Annotated in this window: 15 protein-coding genes, 1 tRNA gene and 1 pseudogene; 10 read left to right on the top strand and 7 right to left on the bottom strand. The window is 36.8% G+C overall.

Going from position 1 to position 23,336, the window contains the following annotated elements; genetic code table 11:
- Positions 1-11: 11 nt before the first annotated feature.
- The gene (glyA, locus tag J7R10_RS05235) at positions 12-1,325 is read right to left on the bottom strand and encodes a serine hydroxymethyltransferase (RefSeq protein ID WP_010705216.1); all 1,314 of its coding nucleotides are present in this window, start codon (positions 1,323-1,325) and stop codon (positions 12-14) included.
- A gap of 343 nt (positions 1,326-1,668) precedes the next feature.
- On the opposite strand from glyA, the gene argC reads away from it, so the two are divergent.
- Entirely contained in the window at positions 1,669-2,604 is a 936-nt protein-coding gene (gene argC / locus J7R10_RS05230; protein WP_010705215.1) for an N-acetyl-gamma-glutamyl-phosphate reductase, read from the top strand.
- 16 nt (positions 2,605-2,620) lie between these two features.
- On the opposite strand, the gene J7R10_RS05225 is transcribed toward argC, so the two are convergent.
- The 4 genes from J7R10_RS05225 to hfq form a co-directional block, all read right to left on the bottom strand.
- On the bottom strand, positions 2,621-3,712 hold the full coding sequence (locus J7R10_RS05225) for a COX15/CtaA family protein (protein WP_010705214.1): 1,092 nt from the start codon (positions 3,710-3,712) through the stop codon (positions 2,621-2,623).
- Positions 3,713-3,837: 125 nt separating this feature from the next.
- The gene (locus tag J7R10_RS05220) at positions 3,838-5,607 is read right to left on the bottom strand and encodes a membrane protein (RefSeq protein ID WP_010705213.1); all 1,770 of its coding nucleotides are present in this window, start codon (positions 5,605-5,607) and stop codon (positions 3,838-3,840) included.
- A 141-nt stretch (positions 5,608-5,748) separates the two neighbouring features.
- A complete protein-coding gene (hflX, locus tag J7R10_RS05215; RefSeq protein WP_010705212.1) occupies positions 5,749-7,092 on the bottom strand; it encodes a GTPase HflX in 1,344 nt (447 codons plus the stop codon).
- Positions 7,093-7,148: 56 nt separating this feature from the next.
- A complete protein-coding gene (gene hfq / locus J7R10_RS05210) occupies positions 7,149-7,388 on the bottom strand; it encodes an RNA chaperone Hfq (RefSeq protein WP_010705211.1) in 240 nt (79 codons plus the stop codon).
- 569 nt (positions 7,389-7,957) lie between these two features.
- Here hfq and J7R10_RS05205 point away from each other — a divergent pair.
- From J7R10_RS05205 to mazG, 8 genes and pseudogenes are all read left to right on the top strand, one after another.
- Positions 7,958-12,535 carry a hypothetical protein gene (locus J7R10_RS05205; RefSeq protein WP_010705210.1) on the top strand — a complete coding sequence of 1,526 codons (4,578 nt, stop codon included), beginning with the start codon at positions 7,958-7,960 and terminating at the stop codon, positions 12,533-12,535.
- A gap of 741 nt (positions 12,536-13,276) precedes the next feature.
- Positions 13,277-15,595, top strand: coding sequence for an NADP-dependent malic enzyme (locus tag J7R10_RS05200; RefSeq protein WP_010705209.1), 2,319 nt, complete (start codon positions 13,277-13,279; stop codon positions 15,593-15,595).
- Between the two features lie 195 nt (positions 15,596-15,790).
- Positions 15,791-16,075, top strand: coding sequence for an acyl carrier protein (locus J7R10_RS05195; protein ID WP_010705208.1), 285 nt, complete (start codon positions 15,791-15,793; stop codon positions 16,073-16,075).
- A 12-nt stretch (positions 16,076-16,087) separates the two neighbouring features.
- Positions 16,088-17,263, top strand: a complete 1,176-nt coding sequence (locus J7R10_RS05190) for a beta-ketoacyl-ACP synthase (RefSeq protein ID WP_010705207.1) — start codon at positions 16,088-16,090, stop codon at positions 17,261-17,263.
- A gap of 14 nt (positions 17,264-17,277) precedes the next feature.
- On the top strand, positions 17,278-18,552 hold the full coding sequence (locus J7R10_RS05185; protein ID WP_010705206.1) for a beta-ketoacyl-ACP synthase: 1,275 nt from the start codon (positions 17,278-17,280) through the stop codon (positions 18,550-18,552).
- Between the two features lie 68 nt (positions 18,553-18,620).
- Positions 18,621-19,649 (top strand): zinc-binding dehydrogenase, encoded by a 1,029-nt coding sequence (locus J7R10_RS05180; protein ID WP_010705205.1) that lies wholly within the window; start codon positions 18,621-18,623, stop codon positions 19,647-19,649.
- A gap of 6 nt (positions 19,650-19,655) precedes the next feature.
- A complete protein-coding gene (locus J7R10_RS05175) occupies positions 19,656-20,585 on the top strand; it encodes a lipid A biosynthesis lauroyl acyltransferase (RefSeq protein ID WP_010705204.1) in 930 nt (309 codons plus the stop codon).
- A 30-nt stretch (positions 20,586-20,615) separates the two neighbouring features.
- Positions 20,616-21,507, top strand: a pseudogene (gene mazG / locus J7R10_RS05170) (nucleoside triphosphate pyrophosphohydrolase).
- Between the two features lie 2 nt (positions 21,508-21,509).
- On the opposite strand, the gene J7R10_RS05165 reads toward mazG, so the two are convergent.
- On the bottom strand, positions 21,510-21,887 hold the full coding sequence (locus J7R10_RS05165; RefSeq protein WP_010705203.1) for an iron-sulfur cluster assembly accessory protein: 378 nt from the start codon (positions 21,885-21,887) through the stop codon (positions 21,510-21,512).
- Positions 21,888-22,471: 584 nt separating this feature from the next.
- Between J7R10_RS05165 and J7R10_RS05160 the strand changes: the two genes are divergently transcribed.
- Positions 22,472-22,548: transfer RNA gene (locus tag J7R10_RS05160), tRNA-Pro, on the top strand.
- A 391-nt stretch (positions 22,549-22,939) separates the two neighbouring features.
- Here J7R10_RS05160 and J7R10_RS05155 read toward each other — a convergent pair.
- Positions 22,940-23,336, bottom strand: a 397-nt coding sequence (locus tag J7R10_RS05155; protein WP_246787406.1) for a DNA adenine methylase, incomplete at its 5' end; no start/stop codon positions are given.

Here is a 23,336-nt window from a genome sequence, read left to right as displayed (position 1 = left end):
CCTTTACACCCTTAATAAGTGCTTAGATAAGAGTAAAGAGGAAACTTATCCGTTATATCTTTTACCTTTTTCTTAACAGCCATTTCAACGGCACTATTGTCCTCATCGCTTTTTTCTGCTTTAAGACCATCAAGAACTTCTGAAATCAGCTCACCAATTTGAATAAATTCTTTTTCTGCAAAACCACGCGTTGTTGCAGCAGGTGATCCCAAACGAATTCCCGACGTTATAGAGGGCGTTTCAGGGTCAAAAGGAATACCATTTTTATTACAGGTAATATTTGCTCGTCCCAAAGCCAACTCAGCGCGTTTTCCTGTCACATTTTTGGAACGCAAATCAACCAACAATAAGTGGTTATCTGTACCGCCAGAAACAATATCAAAACCATTACTCTGTAATGTTTTTGCCAAAATTTTTGCATTCGCAACAACATGAGCGCTGTAACTCTTGAAAGAAGGCTGCAGAGCTTCCTCGAATGCAACAGCCTTAGCCGCAATCACATGCATTAAAGGACCACCTTGAAGACCAGGGAAAATTGCTGAGTTTATTTTTTTTGCTAAAACTTCATCATTTGTCAATATCAATCCACCACGAGGACCACGCAACGATTTATGCGTTGTCGTTGTCACAATATGCGCATGTGGAACCGGTGAAGGATGAACACCGCCAGCAACTAAACCAGCAATATGAGACATATCAACGAGAAAATAAGCACCGATCTCATCTGCAATTTCACGGAACCGTTTCCAATCCCATAGGCGGGGATAAGACGAACCACCTGCTATTATAAGCTTTGGTTTACGTTCTTTTGCGAGCCGTTCAACTTCCTCCATATCAAGAATCTGGTCTTCTTGACGCACACCATAGCTAACAACATCAAACCATTTTCCTGACATATTAACGGATGAACCGTGCGTAAGATGACCACCAGCATTTAAATCCAGTCCCATAAATGTATCATCAGGCTGAAGTAAAGCTAAAAATATAGCTTGATTCATTTGGCTACCAGAATGAGACTGAACATTTGCAAAAGCCGCACCAAAAAGCTGTTTTGCTCGTTCAATTGCTAAATCCTCAATAATATCAACAAACTGACATCCCCCATAATAGCGCTTTCTTGGATAACCTTCTGCATATTTATTGGTTAAGACTGACCCTTGTGCTTCAAGAACTGCTCTTGAAACAATATTCTCTGACGCAATCAGCTCAATTTCTTGTTGTTGACGCTCAAACTCCCCTCTCATTGCATCAAAAATTGCCCTATCAACGGTTTGTAAACTATCATTAAAAAAGCGCTTTTGTGTGTCATTTTCTTGCTGAGTCATAAAACACATTCCTAACATATAAAAAATAAAGTAATAGGACGATAACACAGCAAACTGTGCAAACCAAATATTTTAAACCACTTTCACTCAAAAATGGTACAAACATTTATCTTATTTCTTTGCCATATAAAATAGAAAATTCTTTCTTCATAAAAATAATGCAAAATAAGTGTGAAGTTTCTCTTCCCGCACTCTTATTTGTCACTCTTTCTACAAATAAAAAAATCTATAATCTTAAGAAATTCAATCATTTAATGACTACCATTCCAATTGCTAATAATTTAAAATAATTTTAACACGACACGCTCAATACGGTAGAAAAAATTAATTCAAGGCCAAAAGAATGACAACGAAAGTTTTTATTGATGGTGAACACGGAACAACCGGATTACAAATACAAAAACGACTAGCCGAGCGTTCGGATTTTCAATTACTCTCTCTCGCTCATACAGAGAGACATAATATTGATGTGCGACGAGACTGTCTTAGCCAAGCTGACATTGCTATTTTATGTCTTCCAGATGATGCCGCACGCAAAACAGTTAACTGGCTTAAAAATAATAAAAAAATTAGAATTATTGATAGCTCAACAGCCCACCGTGTGGCACCAAACTGGGTCTATGGTTTTCCTGAAATGACAGCAGGACAAAAAGAACGTATCCAAGCAGCTCATTACATATCCAATCCTGGATGTTATCCTACCGGTGCAATTAGCTTGATTCGTCCACTCCGTGAAGCAGGCTTGCTTGACGCTCATTATCCAATATCCATTAATGCAATATCCGGCTATACGGGAGGGGGGAAACAATTGATTGCACAAATGGAAAACCAATCTCAAGAAAATGACGCGCGGGAAAATTATTTTATCTATGGTCTTCATCTTGAACATAAACATGTGCCAGAAATTAAAATCTATGGGCAAATCAACCAAACACCTCTTTTTGTCCCAAGTGTTGGTCGTTTTCCTCAAGGAATGATTGTAAATATTCCACTCCATCGCCACTTATTTACAAAATCAGCGAACTGTTCTGATCTACGTGAAATTCTTGAAAACCATTATAAAGGACAGAATATCATATCAGTTGCATCACAAGAAGAAACAGATGCTCTTACTAAACTCAATCCAGAATGTTTCGCACACAAAGATGGAATGAAGCTATTCGTCTTTGGCAACGAGCGCGAAGGCATTTTCAATCTCTGTGCTCTATTAGATAATTTAGGAAAAGGTGCATCCGCAGCTGTTATTCAAAATCTCGACTTAATGCTTTCAGGAAATTAACTTCTCTGTATAAATGTTATTTAATGACATGATATGCTCCCTTTGTTGCTCGCCAATGCGCAACAGAAAAGCACAATATGACTAATGCAACAGTTTGATGAATAAGCCCCAAACTGATAGGAACTTCATGTAATAATGTCAGAATACCTAAGATTGCTTGAAGAATAATCATAATACACATAAAAAATGCACGACGAGAATGCGTTGAGTGTGGAACATTGCTTCGTACATATAAGGCATGAACAACTGCTGCAATAAACAAAAAATAAGCAAAAAAACGATGGATAAATTGAACAGTTAAAGGATTTTCGAATAAATTAAGCCAAACAGGATTATGCTGCAATAACCCATCGGGTATGATCTGACCATCCATAAGCGGCCATGTATTATAAACTTTTCCAGCATGAAGGCCTGCAACCAAAGCACCCAAATAAATTTCAATCAAAATCAAAACGACAAACCATCCTGCAAAATACTGAATCTTTCGATTTGCTGGTTTTTCTGAATATTCTGTGAGTCCTCGAGATAAATACGTAACAAAAACAATAACAAAACATGCTGTGATAAGATGAAAAGCCAAACGATATTGGCTTACACTTGTCAAATCACTTTGACCAATACCAGAAGCCACCATCCACCAACCAATAAACCCTTGAAAGGCAATAAGGATTGGTACAACGGTAAGCTGAAGCAAAATATTTTTTTCAATATGTTTTGTCGCCCAAAACCAAATAAGACCTATTAAGGCGACAAGACCGACAAGACGCCCAAGAATACGGTGTGCCCATTCCCACCAGAATATGACCTTAAACGCGCTTAACGTCATATCACGATTAAGCAGCTTATATTGGGTGATCTGCTGATATTTTAAAAATTCCTCCTGCCATTGCTCCACTCCAATCGGTGGAATAACACCATGAATTGGTTTCCATTCTGTTATCGACAATCCTGATCCCGTCAAGCGGGTAGCACCCCCTACCAAAACTATTGCCAAACAAAGCAATAAAATAGAATAAAGCCACATTTGAATTTGTTTTCGATTTTTCTTTTGCAATGGTGTTAAAACGGTATCGTTCAATCTCTTTACTGTCATTTCTAATTGCCCCACGTCATTCTCCAACCACAATTTATTTTAAGATCTAAACATTTAATCTTAAGTTATTTTTAATATGTCTACAACTTGAATACAAGATAAGTAAAGTACTATCATATGTGATCAGCTTTCTACGACATTTATGATGCAACCACACGGTAAATAGTTTTCGGGAACCTATTCACCATTTTCGTCATCCAATCTTGTTCATTAAGAGAAATACTACAAATATAATAGTCTGTGAGCTCGGCAAATTGGTCAAACCCATATTTGGGTTCGCTGGCCATTTCTAAAATGATAAAATCATAATCCTTTTTAAATTCTTGTAAGAGATTCGGGATATCATTTGAAAAATCTTGTGCACAAACAGCACTCGTTAACCCTTGGGGAAGAATATCAACTCCCGTATCATAATCACGATAAATAACATCTTGAAACTGGGCATTTCCTGTCAAAATATCGCTCATCCCTCGATGTGGACCAATGACTTTCTCTATCTGTTGACCAGAAATATCCACCAAAAGAATTGTTTTACGCTCTTTGATGAGAAGCAAAGAGAGTTTTGCTGCCGTTCTTGCAGCCTCTGTCCCAATTATTGAAACAACCGTTGAAGCACGATATTTCAAAAAATCGGATAATTCCCCTATCGTAATAAAAGATTCAAAGCTTTTTATTCCCTTAGAGTCTAAAGCGCTCTCATCATTTTTAAAGTCATCTTCTTTCTGTTGATCTTTTTTTATTCCAGAGCATTGGTGAAACAAGAACAGTCCTGCCAAAAGAGCAACTAAGCCTGCAAACACACTGATAATAACATTTTTTCCGTAAAGAGCTATAAAAGAAAGAGGCACTAATGTTGTTGGCACAACCATATGAATTTTTGTATTTTGCAACAGAAGAGAATCCTTACTCATCTCTTTATTCTGTGTATCCACCACTGCTCTTATTTTATTCTCAAGTTCGTTAAACATTTTTTTCAAAGACTGGGACTGCTCTTTTACAAAAAAGCTAATCCTTTTTTTGAGTTGTTGTTCTAATTCCGTTGCAAGAGCCTCATCTGAATGAACTTGATCAATAATTTGCAAAATTTTCTTCTCTAATTGATGAGAAATTACCTCTAATTCTGCAGTCATTGCTTTAATTTGAGGATGTGTCCAACCCAATTGTACAACCATATGTGCTCTTTGTGTCTCTAAAAGATCACGCTTAGATTCTAGTGCAGAAATCATTGGATTGTTTGCAATAAAGGACAGAGACAATAAAGACTGTCCGTTTTCACGTATCATGTTAATCGTTGAATTCAAACTCGCTAAATGAATACGCTTGAAAGTTGCTTGTGTTAATTGCACCGAAAAGTCATTAAGTTCTGATTGTTTTACATTTTGATAAATGAAAGAATCAAAAGATGAACGAAACCCTTGCACGATATTGAGTATCTCAGTCTTATCATATTGTTGACCAAGATGCTGCTCTGTTAACAATAATTTTTTTTTCTGTTTTATGATTGCTTGTGAAAATGCGGAAAACCAAGTTTCTAATCCACGTCGAGCAGCTTCAAAGCTTCCCGCTTCAAAAGTAAGATCAATGAAATCACCATTACGAGACAAACGAATATTTTCATGAAAATCTTTTTTCTGAAAAGTATTCGAAGAAAAACTATGTAAGTTTGAATCATTCAAAGGTACGGACTGCGAAAATAAAGATGCAAGAATACTATTTTGTTTATGAATTGGTAATGGCTTTCCTACAGAATCAGACAAGGAAAATGTCAAAGTTGCCCTATATATCCGCGGCCGACTAAAGTCATATAACAACCAAATCGAAAATGCACACAGAATTGCCAACAGCAAAATAACCAAAATATTTCGCGGGACCGTGCGTACAAACAGCCTTTTGTTACATTTAAGACTCATCTTTATTTCAACCAGTAAAATACTTCATATTTTTTTATTAAGAGAAAGTAGTAACTATCCTCTTAACTTGAAGTCATATTATTTTGAGAGAAGAAAAATATGAAAATGCAGAATTAACGTACAGAAATATCTCAAAAAACTTTAATTCATATTTTGCTTGATATGATCGAGTTGTTTTTTTGATTCAGAGGTCAGTACAGCTTTAATGGTAACAGAACCATCCTCATGCCCTTCCTGCATTATTTCACCAGAATTTTTATAAAACCAATCAATAAGTGGCATTTCATGAGGTTTTAAAAGACATTCAACGTTTTGCATTTCTCCAAAAATTCGCTTTTCAATAGCTGTTAATAATTGATCAAGTCCATCACTCATGAGTGCTGACACCATAACTGCAGGATTTAAACGTGTTTTGGTGCTTGTTTGCAAAACATTCAATGCATGCTCATCTAATATATCAATTTTATTCCAAACTTCTATGATATGTTCTGTATCATCAATATCAATACCAAGACTTGAAAGAACTTCTAAAACATCTTTGGCATGGGCACGATGATCAAAATCTGACATATCTCTCACATGGAGAATGAGATCAGCTTCAACCACTTCTTCAAGAGTTGCTCTAAAAGCTGCAATCAAATGCGTTGGTAAGTTAGAGATAAAACCTACAGTATCAAATAAAAGAATCGTTTTTCCATGGGGCAGAATAACTTTGCGCAAAGCCGGATCAAGCGTTGCAAACAACATATCTTTAGCAAGGACATCCGCACCACTTAAACGATTAAAAAGCGTTGATTTTCCTGTATTAGTATATCCTACTAAAGCAACAACAGGATGGGATGTTTTTTTTCTTTTCGCTCTATGAAGAGCACGTGTTTTTGTAACTGTTTCCAATTCGCGTCGGATACGAGTGATTTTTCCTTGCAAAAGACGCCTGTCCGCTTCAACCTGAGTTTCACCAGGCCCTCCTAAAAAACCATGTCCACCACGTTGCCTTTCCAAGTGTGTCCAACTACGTACAAGTCTGCTTTTTTGATAAGATAAATGCGCTAACTCGACTTGCAAAACCCCTTCTTTTGTACGCGCACGATCCCCAAAAATTTCAAGAATTAAAGCCGTTCTGTCGATAACTTTACACTTCCATAATTTTTCCAAATTTCGCTGCTGCACGGGTGTTAAAAAATAATCTACAACGACAAGCTCAACATAATATTCACTTATATAATGAGCAAGTGAATCCACTTTCCCCTTCCCAAATAAAGTTGCAGGACGGAGAGTGGTTATATTAATTGCTTCATAATAAACAACCTCTAACCTTATAGCACGCGCTAACCCTAACGCCTCTTGAATTCGAGAAGATACTGAACAACCACCTGAGGCATTTTCACTTTTGTTTTCTTGACAAATTGGTACCAAAACAACAGTGGGCACCTGTCTTACAACTTGTGAAGGAAATCCGCCAAATCTCTCATTTTCATTTAACATAGCAATCTAAAGCACTTTATAAAATGGGATAAGAGGTCTACAATGTAATATCTTGTTTATTCAGAACTTTCACCTTCAAACATCTGCACAGGTTGCCCAGGCATAATTGTAGAAATAGCATGTTTATAAACCAATTGCGCATGTCCATCACGACGCAAAAGGACACAAAAACTGTCAAATGAGGTTACAATACCCGTTAATTTAACGCCATTTACAAGAAAAATTGTAAGAGAAATTTTCTGCTTGCGCACTGTATTTAGAAATACATCTTGCAGGTGCTGTGATCGTTCTGCCATTATTCTTACACCTTTATCTCGAATTGCATAAAATACTCATGCACGCATATCGACTGAAAAATATCCAATTGTCAACGTAGGAGCTTCAAAAATTAGCAAAAGGCAGCTTAATATCAAGAAAAAAGGCTCTCTACAATGATGAATATCATAACTTACAAAAACCTATCATCAAATATAAAAAAAATTCCGCACCCTCACTTTATTACGAACTGCTATGAGAAAGACCATTTTATAATGTGGATACCTTTTACAAATTATAACATTTTAGCGGTATATGGCTAATTCCTCTCATTTAGAATCAATAAAAATGAATGTAGTAGCCTCATCATTCTACCTATAAATGAAAATTGTAAACAGTGTTTTTATCTTTATTGTAATCAAACACTATATTGTTTTTATTATATTTTATACCATTTATGAACAGGTTAAAAGAACCACGTTAACTTTATCTTGATAAGTTTTAAATTTTTTTCCAAAGCATATTCCTTTCTAAATAATTAACAGCTAGTATATCCGAATATCTGGAGGAGGACGTATCCCTTTTCCATCTGTAAGAGTACGAGGCGAGTATGGCACGCAGAACTAAGTTACAAACATTTGAAATTGAAGTTGAAGAAGCTCTTTCGAAAGCTATGAACTTTGATTTTAATAATGATGCGGCAATGGAAACAATATCAGTCAATAATTCTGAAAATGTCATTAATGTAGACGAATTAATTCAAAAGATTGCAATGGCAGAAGAAGAAATTCTTGCTGAAAATGCTACTTCAACGCTTGTCTCAAATATTCATGATAATGCTGTTATTGATGAAGCGGTTGTTGAACAGCTTTTTGCTTCAAAACCTAATCCTGACCTTTCAGGTGGAACTGTTCATAATACATTGTTGTCTACACAGCTTCTTCCTGCCAATGATGATATAACAATCCCTTTAAATTTTGGCTTATTAAAGCAGCGTTCTACTTCACGAATCTATTGGTGTACAACAGCGCTTAGTGCTCTATGGGCAACAGGGGGTGCTTTTATTGCGCATAAGCTTGCTCCTGCTGGTCTCAATTCCTTATCAAATATCACCACCTTTGTTACATCGCCAACGGGATTAGCAGTAGCGGCCGGAACAGCAATCCCTATCCTTCTCTCTTGGGGATTTGCTCAATTAACAAAGCGTTCAAACGAATTGCATAATATTGCTCTTCTTATGACAAATGCTGCACAGCGCCTCAGTGAGCCACAGCATATCTCTGAAAAACAAGCCATCGCTATAGGGCAAACCATTTGTGAAAAAGTCGCAGCTATGAACGAGGGAATTGAACGCACTCTTGAGCGTGCTGTTGAACTTGAAGCAATCATACAAGGGGAGGTCCATAATCTGGAACAAGCCTATGCTGAAAACGAATCACGTATACACACATTAATCAAAGAACTAAGCAATGAGCGCATAGCCATTTTGAATCATGCTGATCGCGTACAGTCAACAATTAAAGGAACACAGGAACAACTGAATGATGAATTTGGCTTAGTGACTTCAAAAATTGTCACCAATGTTGAAAAGCTTGCACAAACTCTTTCCCAGACCTTACAAAAACAAGGGGAAAATCTTGTTGCAAAACTTTCCTATGCAGGTGATGGTGTAACAAGCCAGCTTGTTGAAAAATTTAATGAAACCACAACCCAGATTCAGCAAAAAAATACAGCTTTCTTTCACGAATTAGGGAAAAACTTTGATGGTTTTTCAGAGCGTTTTGATAATAATGAAAAACAAATAGAAAAAGCCTTTAATGAAACAGCAGCTAAAGCTGAAATGCATATCGCTAAAATTGCGACGCATATACAAACAGCAACAGAACAGACTTTACAGAATGTTGATGAAAAATTTAGAACGCTGGATGAATCCATTATTGATCGCAATCATCAGTTTCTACAGAGTTTTGATGAAAAAATCATTCAACTCGATGAAAAAGCATATAAACTCTCTTCCAAGTTTGATAACGTGACTTCAGAAGCGATTGAAGCTTTTGAAAACCGTTTAGCAACGGTTGATCTTTCTCTTAAAGAACACAGCAATTCCATAATTGAATCCTTCATTGCTCGCAGTCAAACTCTAGAAGATAATGCTGAAAAGCTTGGTAATTTCTTAGAAGCGCACGTTTTGCAAATTAATGCAAATCTTCAAGAAAAAACAGCTGATATTACCAAAGCCTTTACAAATGGGCACGAAACTATCCTTTCTGCAATCGACAAAAGCAAAGAAAAGCTAAGAGAAGAAGTTCAGCATATTGATAGTGCTATTATTGATATCATACAAGAGCGTTCGCAGGACTTCAAATTACAACTTTCTGATCAAAGAGCTCTGATGGCAGATATGCTCGATAATGAAAAGAATAAAATCACTGAGACACTAAAAAATCAAATTGATGTTTTAGCTCAAAACACCTCAAATCTTGAACAGATTTTGGTTGATAATGTTCAAATCGTTGATCAGTATGCTGAAAATCACGTTGCAAATATAGTGCAATGCACAGAAAAACTACAAGAAGTCATTGTACAAAGTAGTAATACAACAAAAGAGGCCTTAGAAGCACAAGCCAGAAATATTGATATACGTGCTGACGCTCTGCGTGACTCTTTAGCAATTAATAGTTTTTCTCTTAACGAAGTTCTTGCAGATCAAGCACGTGCACTCGAGCAGCGGATGGAAACAATCCATAATCTCATTACAAAAAGTGATATACATGTGGATGTTGCGTTAAAACAACAAATAGATTTGGTTGAGAATGCAATTGCTGCCAATAATAAAAACATTACAGAAACTGTCCAAGATCATATTAAAAACCTCGAAAACCATGCCGAAATTTTAAAGAATACCCTCTCTCAATCGAGTGGTACATTCTTTGAAACCCTTGAAACAAGCATGGAATCGTTTGATACAAAGCTGGAAGTTCGTGCACACAAAATTTTTGAACGTGCAACAACATTAGAAGAAACATTGTCCGAAAAGCTTGGTCAAGTGTGTGAAACTATTGAGATGCAAACATCCGCTTTTGAAGAACGCTCTGACACATTAAAAACATCTATCATGCTTAATAATGAACAAAGTCAGATTATTCAACAAACGCTGGAAACAAACATTGATAATATGCGCATCACATTAGAAGATTCCGTGAATACGGTCACAGACAACTTGCATAACAATATTATAAAGGCTTCCGATATTCTTTCTTCTACAGGCGAACAGATACTTTCATCTGTTACAAATGTCGCTGTACAAGCAGAAAATATTCTCTCGGAATCTGGAAATCGCATTGTATCAAACGTTAAACAAACGGTTTATGATACCAGTGAAAAAGTTTTGTCTGTTTTTTCTGAGCAAACAGCCCATACTATCGAAGCCTTCGCAACAGCTAGTCATAATGCACAAGCATTATTGAATGAAACAATTCACACTTCAACAATCACAATTGAACAAGTCCTTAACGAAAGATGCAATGTTCTTCATCACTCCATGCAGAATCTTAAAAATAATTTAGGATATCAGCTTTCTGATGTAAGTAGCCGCTTGGAAGAAGCAAAAAATCAAACAGCTACTCAAATTTCAGAATATGTTGGAAAAATCACAGAGTTGACAAACCATTTAAATCAAGCTGCGCAAAGTACAACGGAGTCAATTGGTTCTTTAACACAGCATATTGGCGAACAACTTTCCCTCTCAACACAAGATGCCGAACAAAGGATTTATGCACACAGTGAATCTCTCGTAAATAGTTTGGCACAAACCAACTCTGAAACACTTCAAACAGTAACTGCTATGAAGGAAGATCTTGTCAATAATGTCTCATCTATTATTGCACAATTGAATCAGTCAATTTACAGCTTTCATGAAAATAGCAATGTTTTATTATCAGCGGTTCAAAATATTGACGGTCAATTCAGCGAGACTGCAAATAACTTTTTCCGCAACACTAACCAAGTAGCAGAGCATTTATCAGCCTCAAATCAAGCGCTCAACAGCAATATTGAGATTTTGCAAGGACTTTCACAAAACACATTTGAACAAATTGGTCACATAACAAGTAGTTTCAATAAACATGCTGAAACACTTTCTGAAGCTATTCAAGTTTTAGAACAATCCGAAAATTCGCTTAATACAACACTTGAAGAAAAACACAACACGCTCTCTGCATTAAGCAATGCTCTTGTTTCAAAATCTAATGAAATCAATCAACTGATTGAACATTATGAAAATGTTCTCAGCTCAGCACTCGAACGCACTGACAAAAATGCGCGTAATTCCACACATTCACTCCAACAATCACTTAATCAGCTCATTAATGAAGCTTCAACGCGTTTTTCAGGAGCAACAGAAGATATACGTCGCTCAGCTGATGAAGTTCGTTTAGAACTTTCAAAAATTAATCATGATATTCATGAGAGTGTTCAAAAACTCCCTGCAACGACAAAAGAAACAACGCAAACAATCCGCACCGCTCTCAATGAACAAATTACAGCCTTAAAGGACTTAGCAAGTGTTGTACAAAAAACTGACCAAAATAATGCACAAAATAATGTAAATGAGCAGCTAATATCGACAATTCCCACAACATTAACACTTCAAAGAAGTGATAGACGTTCCCCTGAATTCATTAAAAAGATAATACCCCCTAAGCCTATTTTGCAACAAGACCAAAGCAAAAAAAGGCAGAATAAATGGGTATCGAACCTCTTAGAACGAGCTTCGCGTGAAGAAACTTGGTATGATGAAAGACCTGATGATTCAGTTTTTGCCCCTGTACAAACAAAATCGCGACCTGTAAATGAGTCTCTTAACACATTAGCCGCTGGTATAGTGCGGGCTATTAACCACAATGCTGTTGTTGAGCTATGGGATCATTATCGGCGTGGACAAAAAAACATCGTGACCGAACGCCTTTATACTTTGAATGGAAAAACCATATTTGAAATGATTAAGAAAAAATATATGAGCGATGTTGATTTTAAACAGTCAGTTAATCAATATATTGCGGATTTTGAAAAACTATTACGTGATGTATCTCATGGTTCAGCTTCTTCGAACTCAGTTCGAAAATATCTAATATCAGATACTGGGAAAGTTTACACTATGCTTGCTCATGCAAGTGGTCGTATCCAATAGACAACCATAAAAGTGGAAAAATATTTTTTCCACTTTTTGTATTTATGGATTTATCGTCATATAATGCACTACTTGCAAATGTAGCATTTTGTAAAAGTTGGATAGATGATTGGTATCCTAAACAATATTAATGACCAATAACGTACCCCCAAAAATAAGGATAAGTATTCCCCTGCTTTATACCTCTTATACAAATTTAGACCTATTGTAGAAACAAACTCTCTATAAAGCACTCAATTGATAAATTTTCCAACCAAAGCTTTATTCGTTAAAATACACATATTTTTCTACCTACATGCATAGACTCATTCCATTAGTGCTCATTAAAATGATACAAAGCAGTTTAGAATTTTAAAATAATGGTTTATGAATTATCACTCACTATAAGTATGAATAAAGCTGGAGTTTATAAAAACTAGGTTAAATGAATAAATTCTCTTCTGTTTTTTTTGCCAGCATTGCAAAAAAAATAACTGCTTGATAATGTAAGCATCAATAATATTATACTCGTCTTTTTAAATAACACACTTCCGCAAATTTTTGTTAAGGAAAAAAGATTAATCGTGCTGTTATCAATGCAATCTTTAAGGGGCACAAATAAAAAAATATCAAACTGCTTTAATGCTCCAGAAGAGTTTTCTTGTGCATTTTTTATTCAGAGAAAAGAGAGCTACCAGTAGATAAAATTTATCATAGATGAAACATCTCACATAAACATATACTAACTTGGATATCATAAAAATGTCTATAGAACGAAAGAGTAATTTCAGTTCACAAAAAGTTGAACTTGACAGTGCCGCACTTTTTTATCACCAACATCCAAAACCCGGAAAGTTGGAAATACAAGCGACAACACCTCTTGATAATCAGCGTGACCTAGCTCTTGCTTATTCTCCAGGTGTTGCTGCACCATGTCTTGCAATTCATAAAGATCCAAATCTTGCTGCACAATATACTTCTCGTTCTAATTTAGTTGCTGTTATATCAAATGGAACTGCTGTTCTTGGACTAGGAAATATTGGTCCCCTCGCCTCAAAGCCCGTTATGGAAGGAAAAGCCGTTTTATTTAAAAAATTTGCGAATATTGATGTTTTTGATATTGAAATTGATGCACCCAATATTGAACAAATGGTAGACACTGTATCTGCCTTAGAACCTACATTTGGTGGTATTAATCTTGAAGATATTAAAGCTCCTGAATGTTTTGAAATCGAAGAAAAACTTCGTTCTCGAATGAATATTCCAGTTTTCCATGATGACCAACATGGAACTGCTATTATTGTTTCTGCAGCTATATTAAATGCTTTAAATCTTGCTGGGAAAAAAATTGAAAATGCAAAAATAGTTACCTCAGGTGCTGGTGCCGCGGCTTTAGCTTGTATTAACCTTTTAGTTCGCCTTGGAGCAAAAGTTGAAAATATTTGGCTTAGCGACTTAGAAGGAGTGGTTTATAAAGGTCGCACAGCCCTTATGGATCGTTGGAAAATCAATTATGCCCAAGAAACTGAGGCACGAACTTTATCCGAAATTATTGATAATGCCGATGTTTTTCTAGGTGTTTCAGCAGGGGGTGTTTTAAAACCTGAATATCTGAAAAAAATGGCTTCAAATCCATTAATTTTAGCACTCGCTAATCCAACACCAGAAATTATGCCAGAAGAAGCACATTCCGTGCGGCCAGATGCAATGATTTGCACAGGGCGCTCTGATTATCCCAATCAGGTCAATAATGTTCTTTGTTTTCCCTATATCTTTCGTGGTGCATTAGATGTTGGTGCTAGCGCAATTAATGAAGAAATGAAAATGGCTGCAGTTCACGCGATTGCAGCTCTCGCCCGCGAAGAAACTTCAGATATTGCAGCACGTGCATACTCCAAAAAACCACCCAGTTTTGGTCCAGACTATCTGATTCCCTCTCCCTTTGATCCACGTTTAATACTGCGTATTGCTCCTGCTGTTGCTAAAGCAGCAATGGATACTGGTGTTGCAATTCGTCCCATTGAAGATATGGAAGCCTATCATGATATTCTTAACCGATTTGTGTTCCGTTCTGGTTTAATGATGAAACCCGTTTTTGCTGCTGCAAAAACAGCAAAACGTAAACGTGTGATTTATGCGAATGGTGAAGATGAACGCATACTTCGTGCAGCACAAATTGTTCTTGAAGAACAAACTGCAATACCTATCCTCATTGGACGTCCCCATGTGGTGGAGGCGAGACTAAAGCGCTTTGGTTTAAGAATTCGCCCAGGCATAGATTTTGAACTTACAAATCCAGAAGATGATCCACGTTTTCGTGATTATGTTCATTTATTTCTTCGTTACACAGGAAGACGTGGTGTTTCACCCGATGTAGCAAAAACAATTGTAAGAACATCAACAACAGCAATTGCAGCCCTCGCTGTAATGCGTGAAGAAGCTGATGCAATGATTTGCGGTTTAGAAGGGCGTTTTGAACGTCATCTTGAATTAATTGAGCAGGTCATTGGACTTGATTCAAACGTTCGTCATTTTTCTGCTGTGAGTTTACTTATTTCTCCACGTCGGACCCTTTTTCTAACAGATACTTACGTCAATGAAGATCCTTCTGCAGAAGAAATAGCAGAAATGACGGTACTAGCAGCACAAGAAATTGAAGCGTTTGGTATAACTCCAAAAGCAGCATTATTATCACACTCAAACTTTGGCTCAAAAAATACAGAAAGTGCGCGTAAAATGCGCCGTGCAACCGAAATTCTTGCTAAACTATATCCAAATTTAGAAGCTGATGGAGAAATGCACGGTGATGCAGCACTTTCTAAAGTTTTTCGTGATCGTGTTTTTCCTGATTCACGCCTCAAAGATGAAGCTAATTTGCTTGTCTTTCCAACACTTGATGCGGCGAATATAACACTCAATCTCATAAAAAATCTTACCAATGCACTTCATGTTGGACCTATTTTAATCGGCGCCTCACGTCCTGTACATATCCTGACACCTTCAGTCACTTCACGAGGAGTCGTTAATATGACAGCTCTTGCAGTTCTCGCAGCCAATAGGAAAAAATCCATCATAAGATAAATAAAAATAAGTAAATTTAAAATAAAATTTTAAAATTTTTTACAGCCTCTAAGTATATCATTTCATGAACTGTAAATTTGTTTACTCTATAGAAAGATAATTATATTCTAAGTCTTTTTTTAAAAGGGAAAAAAGGCTAAAAAAAGAATAATAAATATATTTGAATTTATCAACTCTATAATAAGGAATCCTACATTGTCCTCTACGTTTGATAAAGTTGCTGATATTATCGCAGAAATCAGTGAAATTGATCGCAGCACAATCACACCTGAAAGCCATACAATTGATGATTTGGGAATCGATAGCCTTGATTTTCTTGATATTGTTTTTGCTATTGATAAAGCTTTTGGGATTAAAGTTCCACTAGAGCAGTGGACACAAGAAATTAACGAAGGTGCAATTGCTACTGAAGAATATTTTGTTCTCAAAAATCTTTGTGCAAAAATTGACGAACTCGTCGCCATAAAACAGGCGGAATAATTTTTTTTTACCATGCATGATCACGCTGTCTTCATTACTGGTATAGGACTTATAAGCTCTCTTGGTGAAGGCGTTGGTCATCATTGGGATCTCTTGAATAATCCCCCAGTTACACCAAATCTTGATTGTACAACCTTTTCACCCTACACGGTTCATAAATTGCCTGAAATTGATTGGAGTTTACAAATTCCCAAAAAAAGTGATCAACGGCAAATGGGCACGTGGCAACGCCTTGGTACCTATGCAGCAGGCCTTGCTCTTCATGATGCAGGCATGAAAAATAATGAACAATTAACATCAACAATGGATATGATTGTCGCAGCAAGCGGAGGAGAGCGCGATATTGTCGTTGATACACAAATTCTTTCTAAAGCACGCACAGCTGCCGATCCTGCTTCCATATTAAATTCAGTCCTTTCGACTGAACTTCGTCCCACTTTGTTTTTAGCACAACTGTCAAATCTTTTGGCTGGCAATATTTCAATTGTTCATAAAGTTACCGGCTCTTCTCGCACCTTTATGGGAGAAGAAGGCAGTGGACTTTCTGCAATTCAAATTGCTGCAGCGCGTATTCGATCAGGGCAAAGTACACATGTATTGGTGGGAGGCTCCTATAATGCACAGGGCTATGATATGTTGTTAGCCCATGAACTTGGTAACCTCTTAATGCGAGATGGGTGGGCACCAGTGTGGGAACGTAAAAAATATTCTGGTGGCGGTGTTATAACTGGTTCTGGTGGTATCTTTCTCGTTCTTGAAAGTGAAGCACATGCAAAAAAACGTAATGCACGTGCTTATGCTGAAATTAAGCAGATCATCACAGATCAAACAGACAGAACAAAAGTCTCCCTTCAAGAATCAATTGTATCAATGTTGAAAACAACCAAAGCAAAATCTGCTTTAGCTATTTCTGCTGCTTCAGGATTTCATGAAGTGACAGAAGCAGAACAAAATGCTCTTGAAAATTCTGATATTTTTTACCGCGGAATTACAACATTATTTGGTTATATGCGGGAAGCGCAATTTCCTTTAGCACTTGCACTTGCTGCTCTTGTTATTGAAAAAAAACGCAGTTTTCCAGCATTAAGTGCTTCTGAAAAGCCTTTTCTAAAAGAAGTATGTGAAGCATTTGTTACGACTATTGGTATAAAAAGAGCTGAAGGTGTAGCCCGCCTAACTGCTGTTTGAGGGAGATTTCCATAGTGAAATATAATGATCATTTTGGGCGTCCATTTGTGGCAATAACTGGAGCAGGAATTGTAACATCACTGGGACAAGGCAAACATGAAAATTGGCAAAAATTAACAAGTGGTGTGAGCGGCATTCATAAAATCACACGCTTTCCTGTTGAAGGATTAAACACACGTATCGCTGGAACAGTTGATTTTCTTAAAGAAAGTACGCTTGGTGCTTCAGCTCTTTCTGAAAAACTTGCAGATCTCGCAGCAAAAGAAGCTTTAGCGCAAGCCGCTCTTGATAAAACGAATTTTAATGGTCCACTCTTTTTAGCAGCTCCTCCTGTTGAGCTAGAGTGGACAGCACGTTTTACTCTTGATCAAGAGGAAGCATTTAATGGTGAGCCTTCCTATGCGCATCTTCTTGAAGTCTGCAGCCATAACCTTCACGAAACATTCTTTGAAAGCACACAATTTGGTGCAATTGCAGCAAATCTTCAAAAAAAATTTGGAACAAAGGGACTTCCAATTACACTTTCAACCGCTTGCGCATCTGGTGCAACAGCAATTCAATTAGGTGTTGAAGCTATTCGACGGGGAGAAACAAATCGTGCACTCGCAATTGCTACAGATGGTTCTGTTTCAGCAGAATCTCTCATCCGCTTTTCGTTATTATCTGCTCTTTCATCCCATAATGATCCTGCAGAAAAAGCAGCAAAACCCTTTAGCCGTGATAGAGATGGTTTTGTTATGGCAGAAGGATCAGGTGCTCTTGTTCTTGAATCTCTTAAAAGCGCATTAGATCGTAATGCCATAGTTTTAGGAATTTTAGCTGGCTGTGGAGAAACAGCCGATGATTTCCATCGTACGCGTTCAAAGCCCGATGCATCTCCAGCAATTGAATCCATTCGTAAAGCTTTAGATGATGCAAAGATAATCACCAATGAAATTGACTACATTAATGCCCATGGAACCTCAACTCCTGAAAATGAAAAGATGGAATACCTCGCACTATCAACAGTCTTCGGTAATATTTTAAAACATATTCCTGTTTCTTCTAATAAATCAATGATTGGACACACATTAACTGCTGCTGGCGCCATCGAAGCTGTTTTTTCTCTTTTAACTATTCAATCGGGGATACTTCCTCCTACAATTAATTATGATGATCCTGATCCTGCTATTCCTTTAGACGTTGTTCCTAACCATAGCCGTAAAGCACGTGTCAATGCAGTTTTATCAAACTCTTTTGGATTCGGTGGCCAAAATACAAGTCTTGTTATCACAGCATATAAAGGATAAACTTTATTCATACTCATCAAACTTAGTAACGCGTAATCTAATAGCCATATACGTTAAGGGGGATAATAATGCGTGCACTGCAACTATTAAATGAACGTCAGCTTGAAATCACCAACATTTCTCCACCACCACCACCTAATCCCGATGAGGTAACAGTACGTATAAAAGCTGTTGCTCTCAATCATATTGATGTATGGGGCTGGCGTGGTATGGCCTTTGCTAAAAGAAAAATACCACTCATCATTGGCGCAGAAGCTTCCGGTGAAGTTACGCAACTAGGGAGTCATGTTAAAAATTTACGCCTCGGCCAAATTGTTTCCCTTTATGGTGCGCAAACCTGTGGAATATGCCAAGCTTGTCGTGAAGGGCGTGATAATCTCTGTAGTCAAGTGAAAGGCGTCTACGGTTTTCATCTTGATGGATTTGCCTGTGAACTTGTCAATTTATCAGCACGCCTCTTGGTCCCTGCTCCACCAGAATGTGATGAACTGCAAGCAGCTGTTGCTCCCATTACTTTCGGCACTGTAGAACATATGCTTTTTGATAATGCAAAACTACAAGTAGGAGAAACAATACTGATACAAGCAGGTGGTTCTGGTATCGGTTCAGCAGCCATTCAACTCGCAAAACACATGGGATGCACAGTTATCACAACTGTAGGTTCAGATGAAAAAATTGCAAAAGCACAATCTCTTGGGGCAGATCATGTTATTAATTATCGCAAAGACCGATTTGAAGGCGTTGTCCGCAAATTAACGCAAAAAAAAGGTGTTGATGTTGTCTTTGAACACGTAGGAGCCGATACATGGAGCGGTTCTCTGTTGTGTATGAAACGAGGAGCACGCTTAGTAACTTGTGGTTCAACTTCTGGAGTGACAGCACCATTAAATCTTATGCAGTTATTCCAACAACAACTTAAGATATTTGGTTCATTTGGCTGTCGTATAGAAAACATGCAAAACGCCATGTGGAAAATGGCAAAAGGTTTTGTTCATCCTGTCATTGATACAATTGTTGAATTTGATGAAATTGATACAGCTTTAAAACGCATGGAAAGCCGTGATATTTTCGGTAAAATTATTCTTAAAATCGATTAATTTATGATGAATTTTTATATTAAAATTTTTATGTATCGTATTAAAATTATAGCAAAAAAATTATTTTATTTGTTATGGGGATATTTTCTCATTGGTTCTTTATTTATTTTAAAATATTTTCCTAGCAACATTGGACTTTCTTTCTTTTCTTGGTTAGCAAAAACATTTGGTCCTCTTATCCATCGTCATCAAATCGCGCTTGCAAACCTTAAGGCTGCGTATCCAGAAAAAACAAAAGAAGAGCTGCATACAATTGCAATAGAAATGTGGGAAAATATAGGGCTGTTCGTAGCCGAATATATTTTTCTTGATAAAATTTTTGATTTTGATCCTCATGCGGACCAACCTGGTCTTATTGAAGTTAAAGGTGCTGAGATATTTCAGCGATTAAAAAATGAAAAAAAACCGCATATTTTTTTCACAGCTCATAGCGGAAATTTCGAACTCCTTCCTATATGTGCCCAAAGTTTTGGACTGAATGTTACAGTGCTTTTTCGTCCCCCCAATAATCCCTATATAGCAAAACGAGTCCTTAAAGCCAGACAAACTTCTATGGGACATCTCGTGCCATCTAAAGCTGGGGCAGCTTGGGCACTAGCAGCCAAGTTAGCAGAAGGTAAAAATGTTGGCATGCTCGTTGATCAAAAGTTTCGTCGAGGTATTTTAGGAACATTTTTCAATAGGCCACTTAAAACAAATCCCTTAATTATAAAACTCGCGCGACAATATGATTGTGATATCTATCCAGCACGTTGTATCCGGCTAGCTGGAGGACGTCATCGTTTAGAGTTGTATGAATCTATAAAACTTCCACTTGATGAAAAAAATGAGATTGATATAGCTGCTTCCACGCAAAAATTAAACGATATTGTTGAAAGTTGGGTACGTGAATATCCCGGACAATGGACGTGGCTACACAGACGTTGGGATAATTGACATATTCATAGCTTTATAGGAAAAGCATAAATGAACGCATCAAAAGAGATCAGTGATCTTATCGCAATCGTTTCAGCATTACGAAACCGTGAGAACGGATGTATTTGGAATATAAAACAAACATTTGAATCCCTCATACCCTATATGCTTGAAGAAGTTTACGAAGTTATCGATGCCATTGAACGAAAAAACTGGACAGATATTTGCGACGAACTCGGTGATCTTCTTTTACAAATCGTCTATCATGCTATAATTGCGCAAGAAGAAGGTCGTTTTTCTTTTGAGGATGTTGTTTACGCAATTACCGCAAAAATGATTCGCCGCCATCCTCATGTTTTTGGAAATATAGAGCAAAAAAACGTGGTTTTGTCGCAGAAGAATGGGAAAATATCAAAAAAAGAGAACAGGCTGAACAGAGAAAATGCTGCAAAGAAGCAAGCTTAACAAACGATCCTATAACAAGCATTCTTGCAAAAGTAAAAAAAATCCAGCCAGCAGAGCAAAAAGCACTCGCTTTACAAAAAGCCGCGGCCAAAGAGGGTTTTTGTTGGCATAAAAATCATGATTTTTTTTGCAAAAATTGAAGAAGAATTCAATGAACTCAAAGAAGCCATTAAAGATCATAAAACGTCAGATATAGAAGCAGAGTTCGGTAACCTTTATTTCACCTTGCTTAATCTTGCACGCCACTTGAATATTGATTCACAAAAAGCATTAAAAAAAAACAAACGCAAAATTTCGCAATCGTTTTACCTATATTGAAGAAAGTCTCTCCACTCAATCTAAAACACTAGCTGATGTATCTTTGAACGAAACGGAAGATCTTTGGAGTAAAGCGAAAAGTAAAAAACAGGGAAAATATCAGATTTCATCAACCATAAAAATCAAGAAATCATCAAATTATTCAATAGAATCGTATTAAGCTTAATTGGCTTTATCTGTTTTATTTAACTGATTTTGTGATATAGGACGGAGTTCTACCGATTCACCACATCCACATGCTGAAACTTGATTAGGATTCTTAAAGACAAAACCGGAACGAAGTGTCGTTGCTTCGTAATCCACTTGTGTCCCTAATAAAAATAATACTGCATCATGTGCTATAAAAACACGTGCGCCATTAACTTCAACAACATCTGCATCCAACCCCTCTTCCTTTACAAGAGTAATTGTATATTCCATCCCCGCACATCCACCTTTTTTGATACTAATAAGAATGCCACGTGCACCTTTTTCATCCATAATCGCCTTAACACGATTTACTGCAGATTGGGTCAAATTTATTACCGGAAAACGGCTCATCACTTACTCTTTTCTTGCTCAACAAACATTTCGAAATGTGTTTTATTTACGATATTTATTTAGTAGCTTAGAAATAAAACAACAAGATATAAATTAAAATGTTTTGATCTTTTCTTATCGAGATAAAATCCTCATATCCAATGACTTTAATTTATGACTGTCAGTCCTAAAATTTCTCTTTTATTGCGCTTGTGACATTATGCAAAAAAGCATTTTTACAAAAATCATAAACAAAGTAACTACGAATGCAACAAATGCACGTGGCATTCTTATTGCTATTAAAAAAGAAAACATTTTCCAATGTCATGTATCTCTTCATATACTGATAAAAACGCTCGCCTTTTTTGAAAATTGCCGATAGACAAATAAAAAACTTTAAAAGGTATTATTTTTATTATTCTCATTTTTCAAAAAATAAACAGACTTAGCAACATAATTAGCTCTTCAATAAATAAAGAAACATTGAAGCGGAAAAATTTTTATTCCATAAATTTTCTTTAAAAGTGCAAAAGCATTTTAGATTTTATTCTCTTTATTTTTCTCTTGCCTTTAAAGAAGCAGTCGTTTAGTCGTTCTATACAGTTCGGAGCGTAGCGCAGCCTGGTAGCGCACTTGACTGGGGGTCAAGGGGTCGTGGGTTCGAATCCCGCCGCTCCGACCACTTTTTTCCAGAGATTGTAGCTTGCCAGCTGTAGCTTGCCTGTAGCTTGCCAGCAGGTTTTGTATAATTTGACAGTAGGTTTTGTACCAATTTATTTTTTTCAAAGAGGTTTTGAAGGATCATTTAGAGTTGCTTTTATGAGCCTTATTTTGCTCTGCTCAGGAATCGCAATTTGAGATGCTTCATCTTTTCCATCAATCCCATTATTTGACAGCTAAAATCTGTAAGATATGCATGCAGAGACCAGCAAATTTTGTCTCATTCGCATCATATTTTGTAAAAATGACCTCCTTTTCAAAGGATTTTCATTTTTTCAAAGGGTTCTCAAAGGGTCTTCAAAGACCTTTCAAAGGTCATTTAAAGCCCCCTTTCATGAATTTTTTTTCTTTTCCTAAAGATCGCAATTTGAGATGATCAGCTCTTGAGCGGGCATCGGATTATTTGAACCACATGTATAAGATGTATTCACCTCTTTTCGTTTAAATTGGCTAAAGGTTGATCGGATCTCTGGCACATCATTAAGAGACAGAACAAACTTTCCCTTTAATTGGGCAAGCAGTGTGGACATTTTCTGGTAATCCTCTCGCTTAAACAAATCTTTGCCATAGCAATTCTCAACGCCAAAATAAGGTGGATCAAGGTAAAACAAGGTCATTGGCCAGTCATAACGCCTAATAAAATCAAACCAGTCTAAATGTTCAATGGTCACATTTGATAAACGCCGGTAAATCAGCTTTAAGAACCCTTCAAGTTTGAAAGAGTTAAACCGTGCACCACGGTAGGGATTA

Source organism: Bartonella vinsonii subsp. berkhoffii ATCC 51672, from assembly GCF_902825225.1.
Taxonomy (GTDB): domain Bacteria; phylum Pseudomonadota; class Alphaproteobacteria; order Rhizobiales; family Rhizobiaceae; genus Bartonella; species Bartonella berkhoffii.
This window is presented reverse-complemented; position numbering and strand designations above follow the sequence as displayed.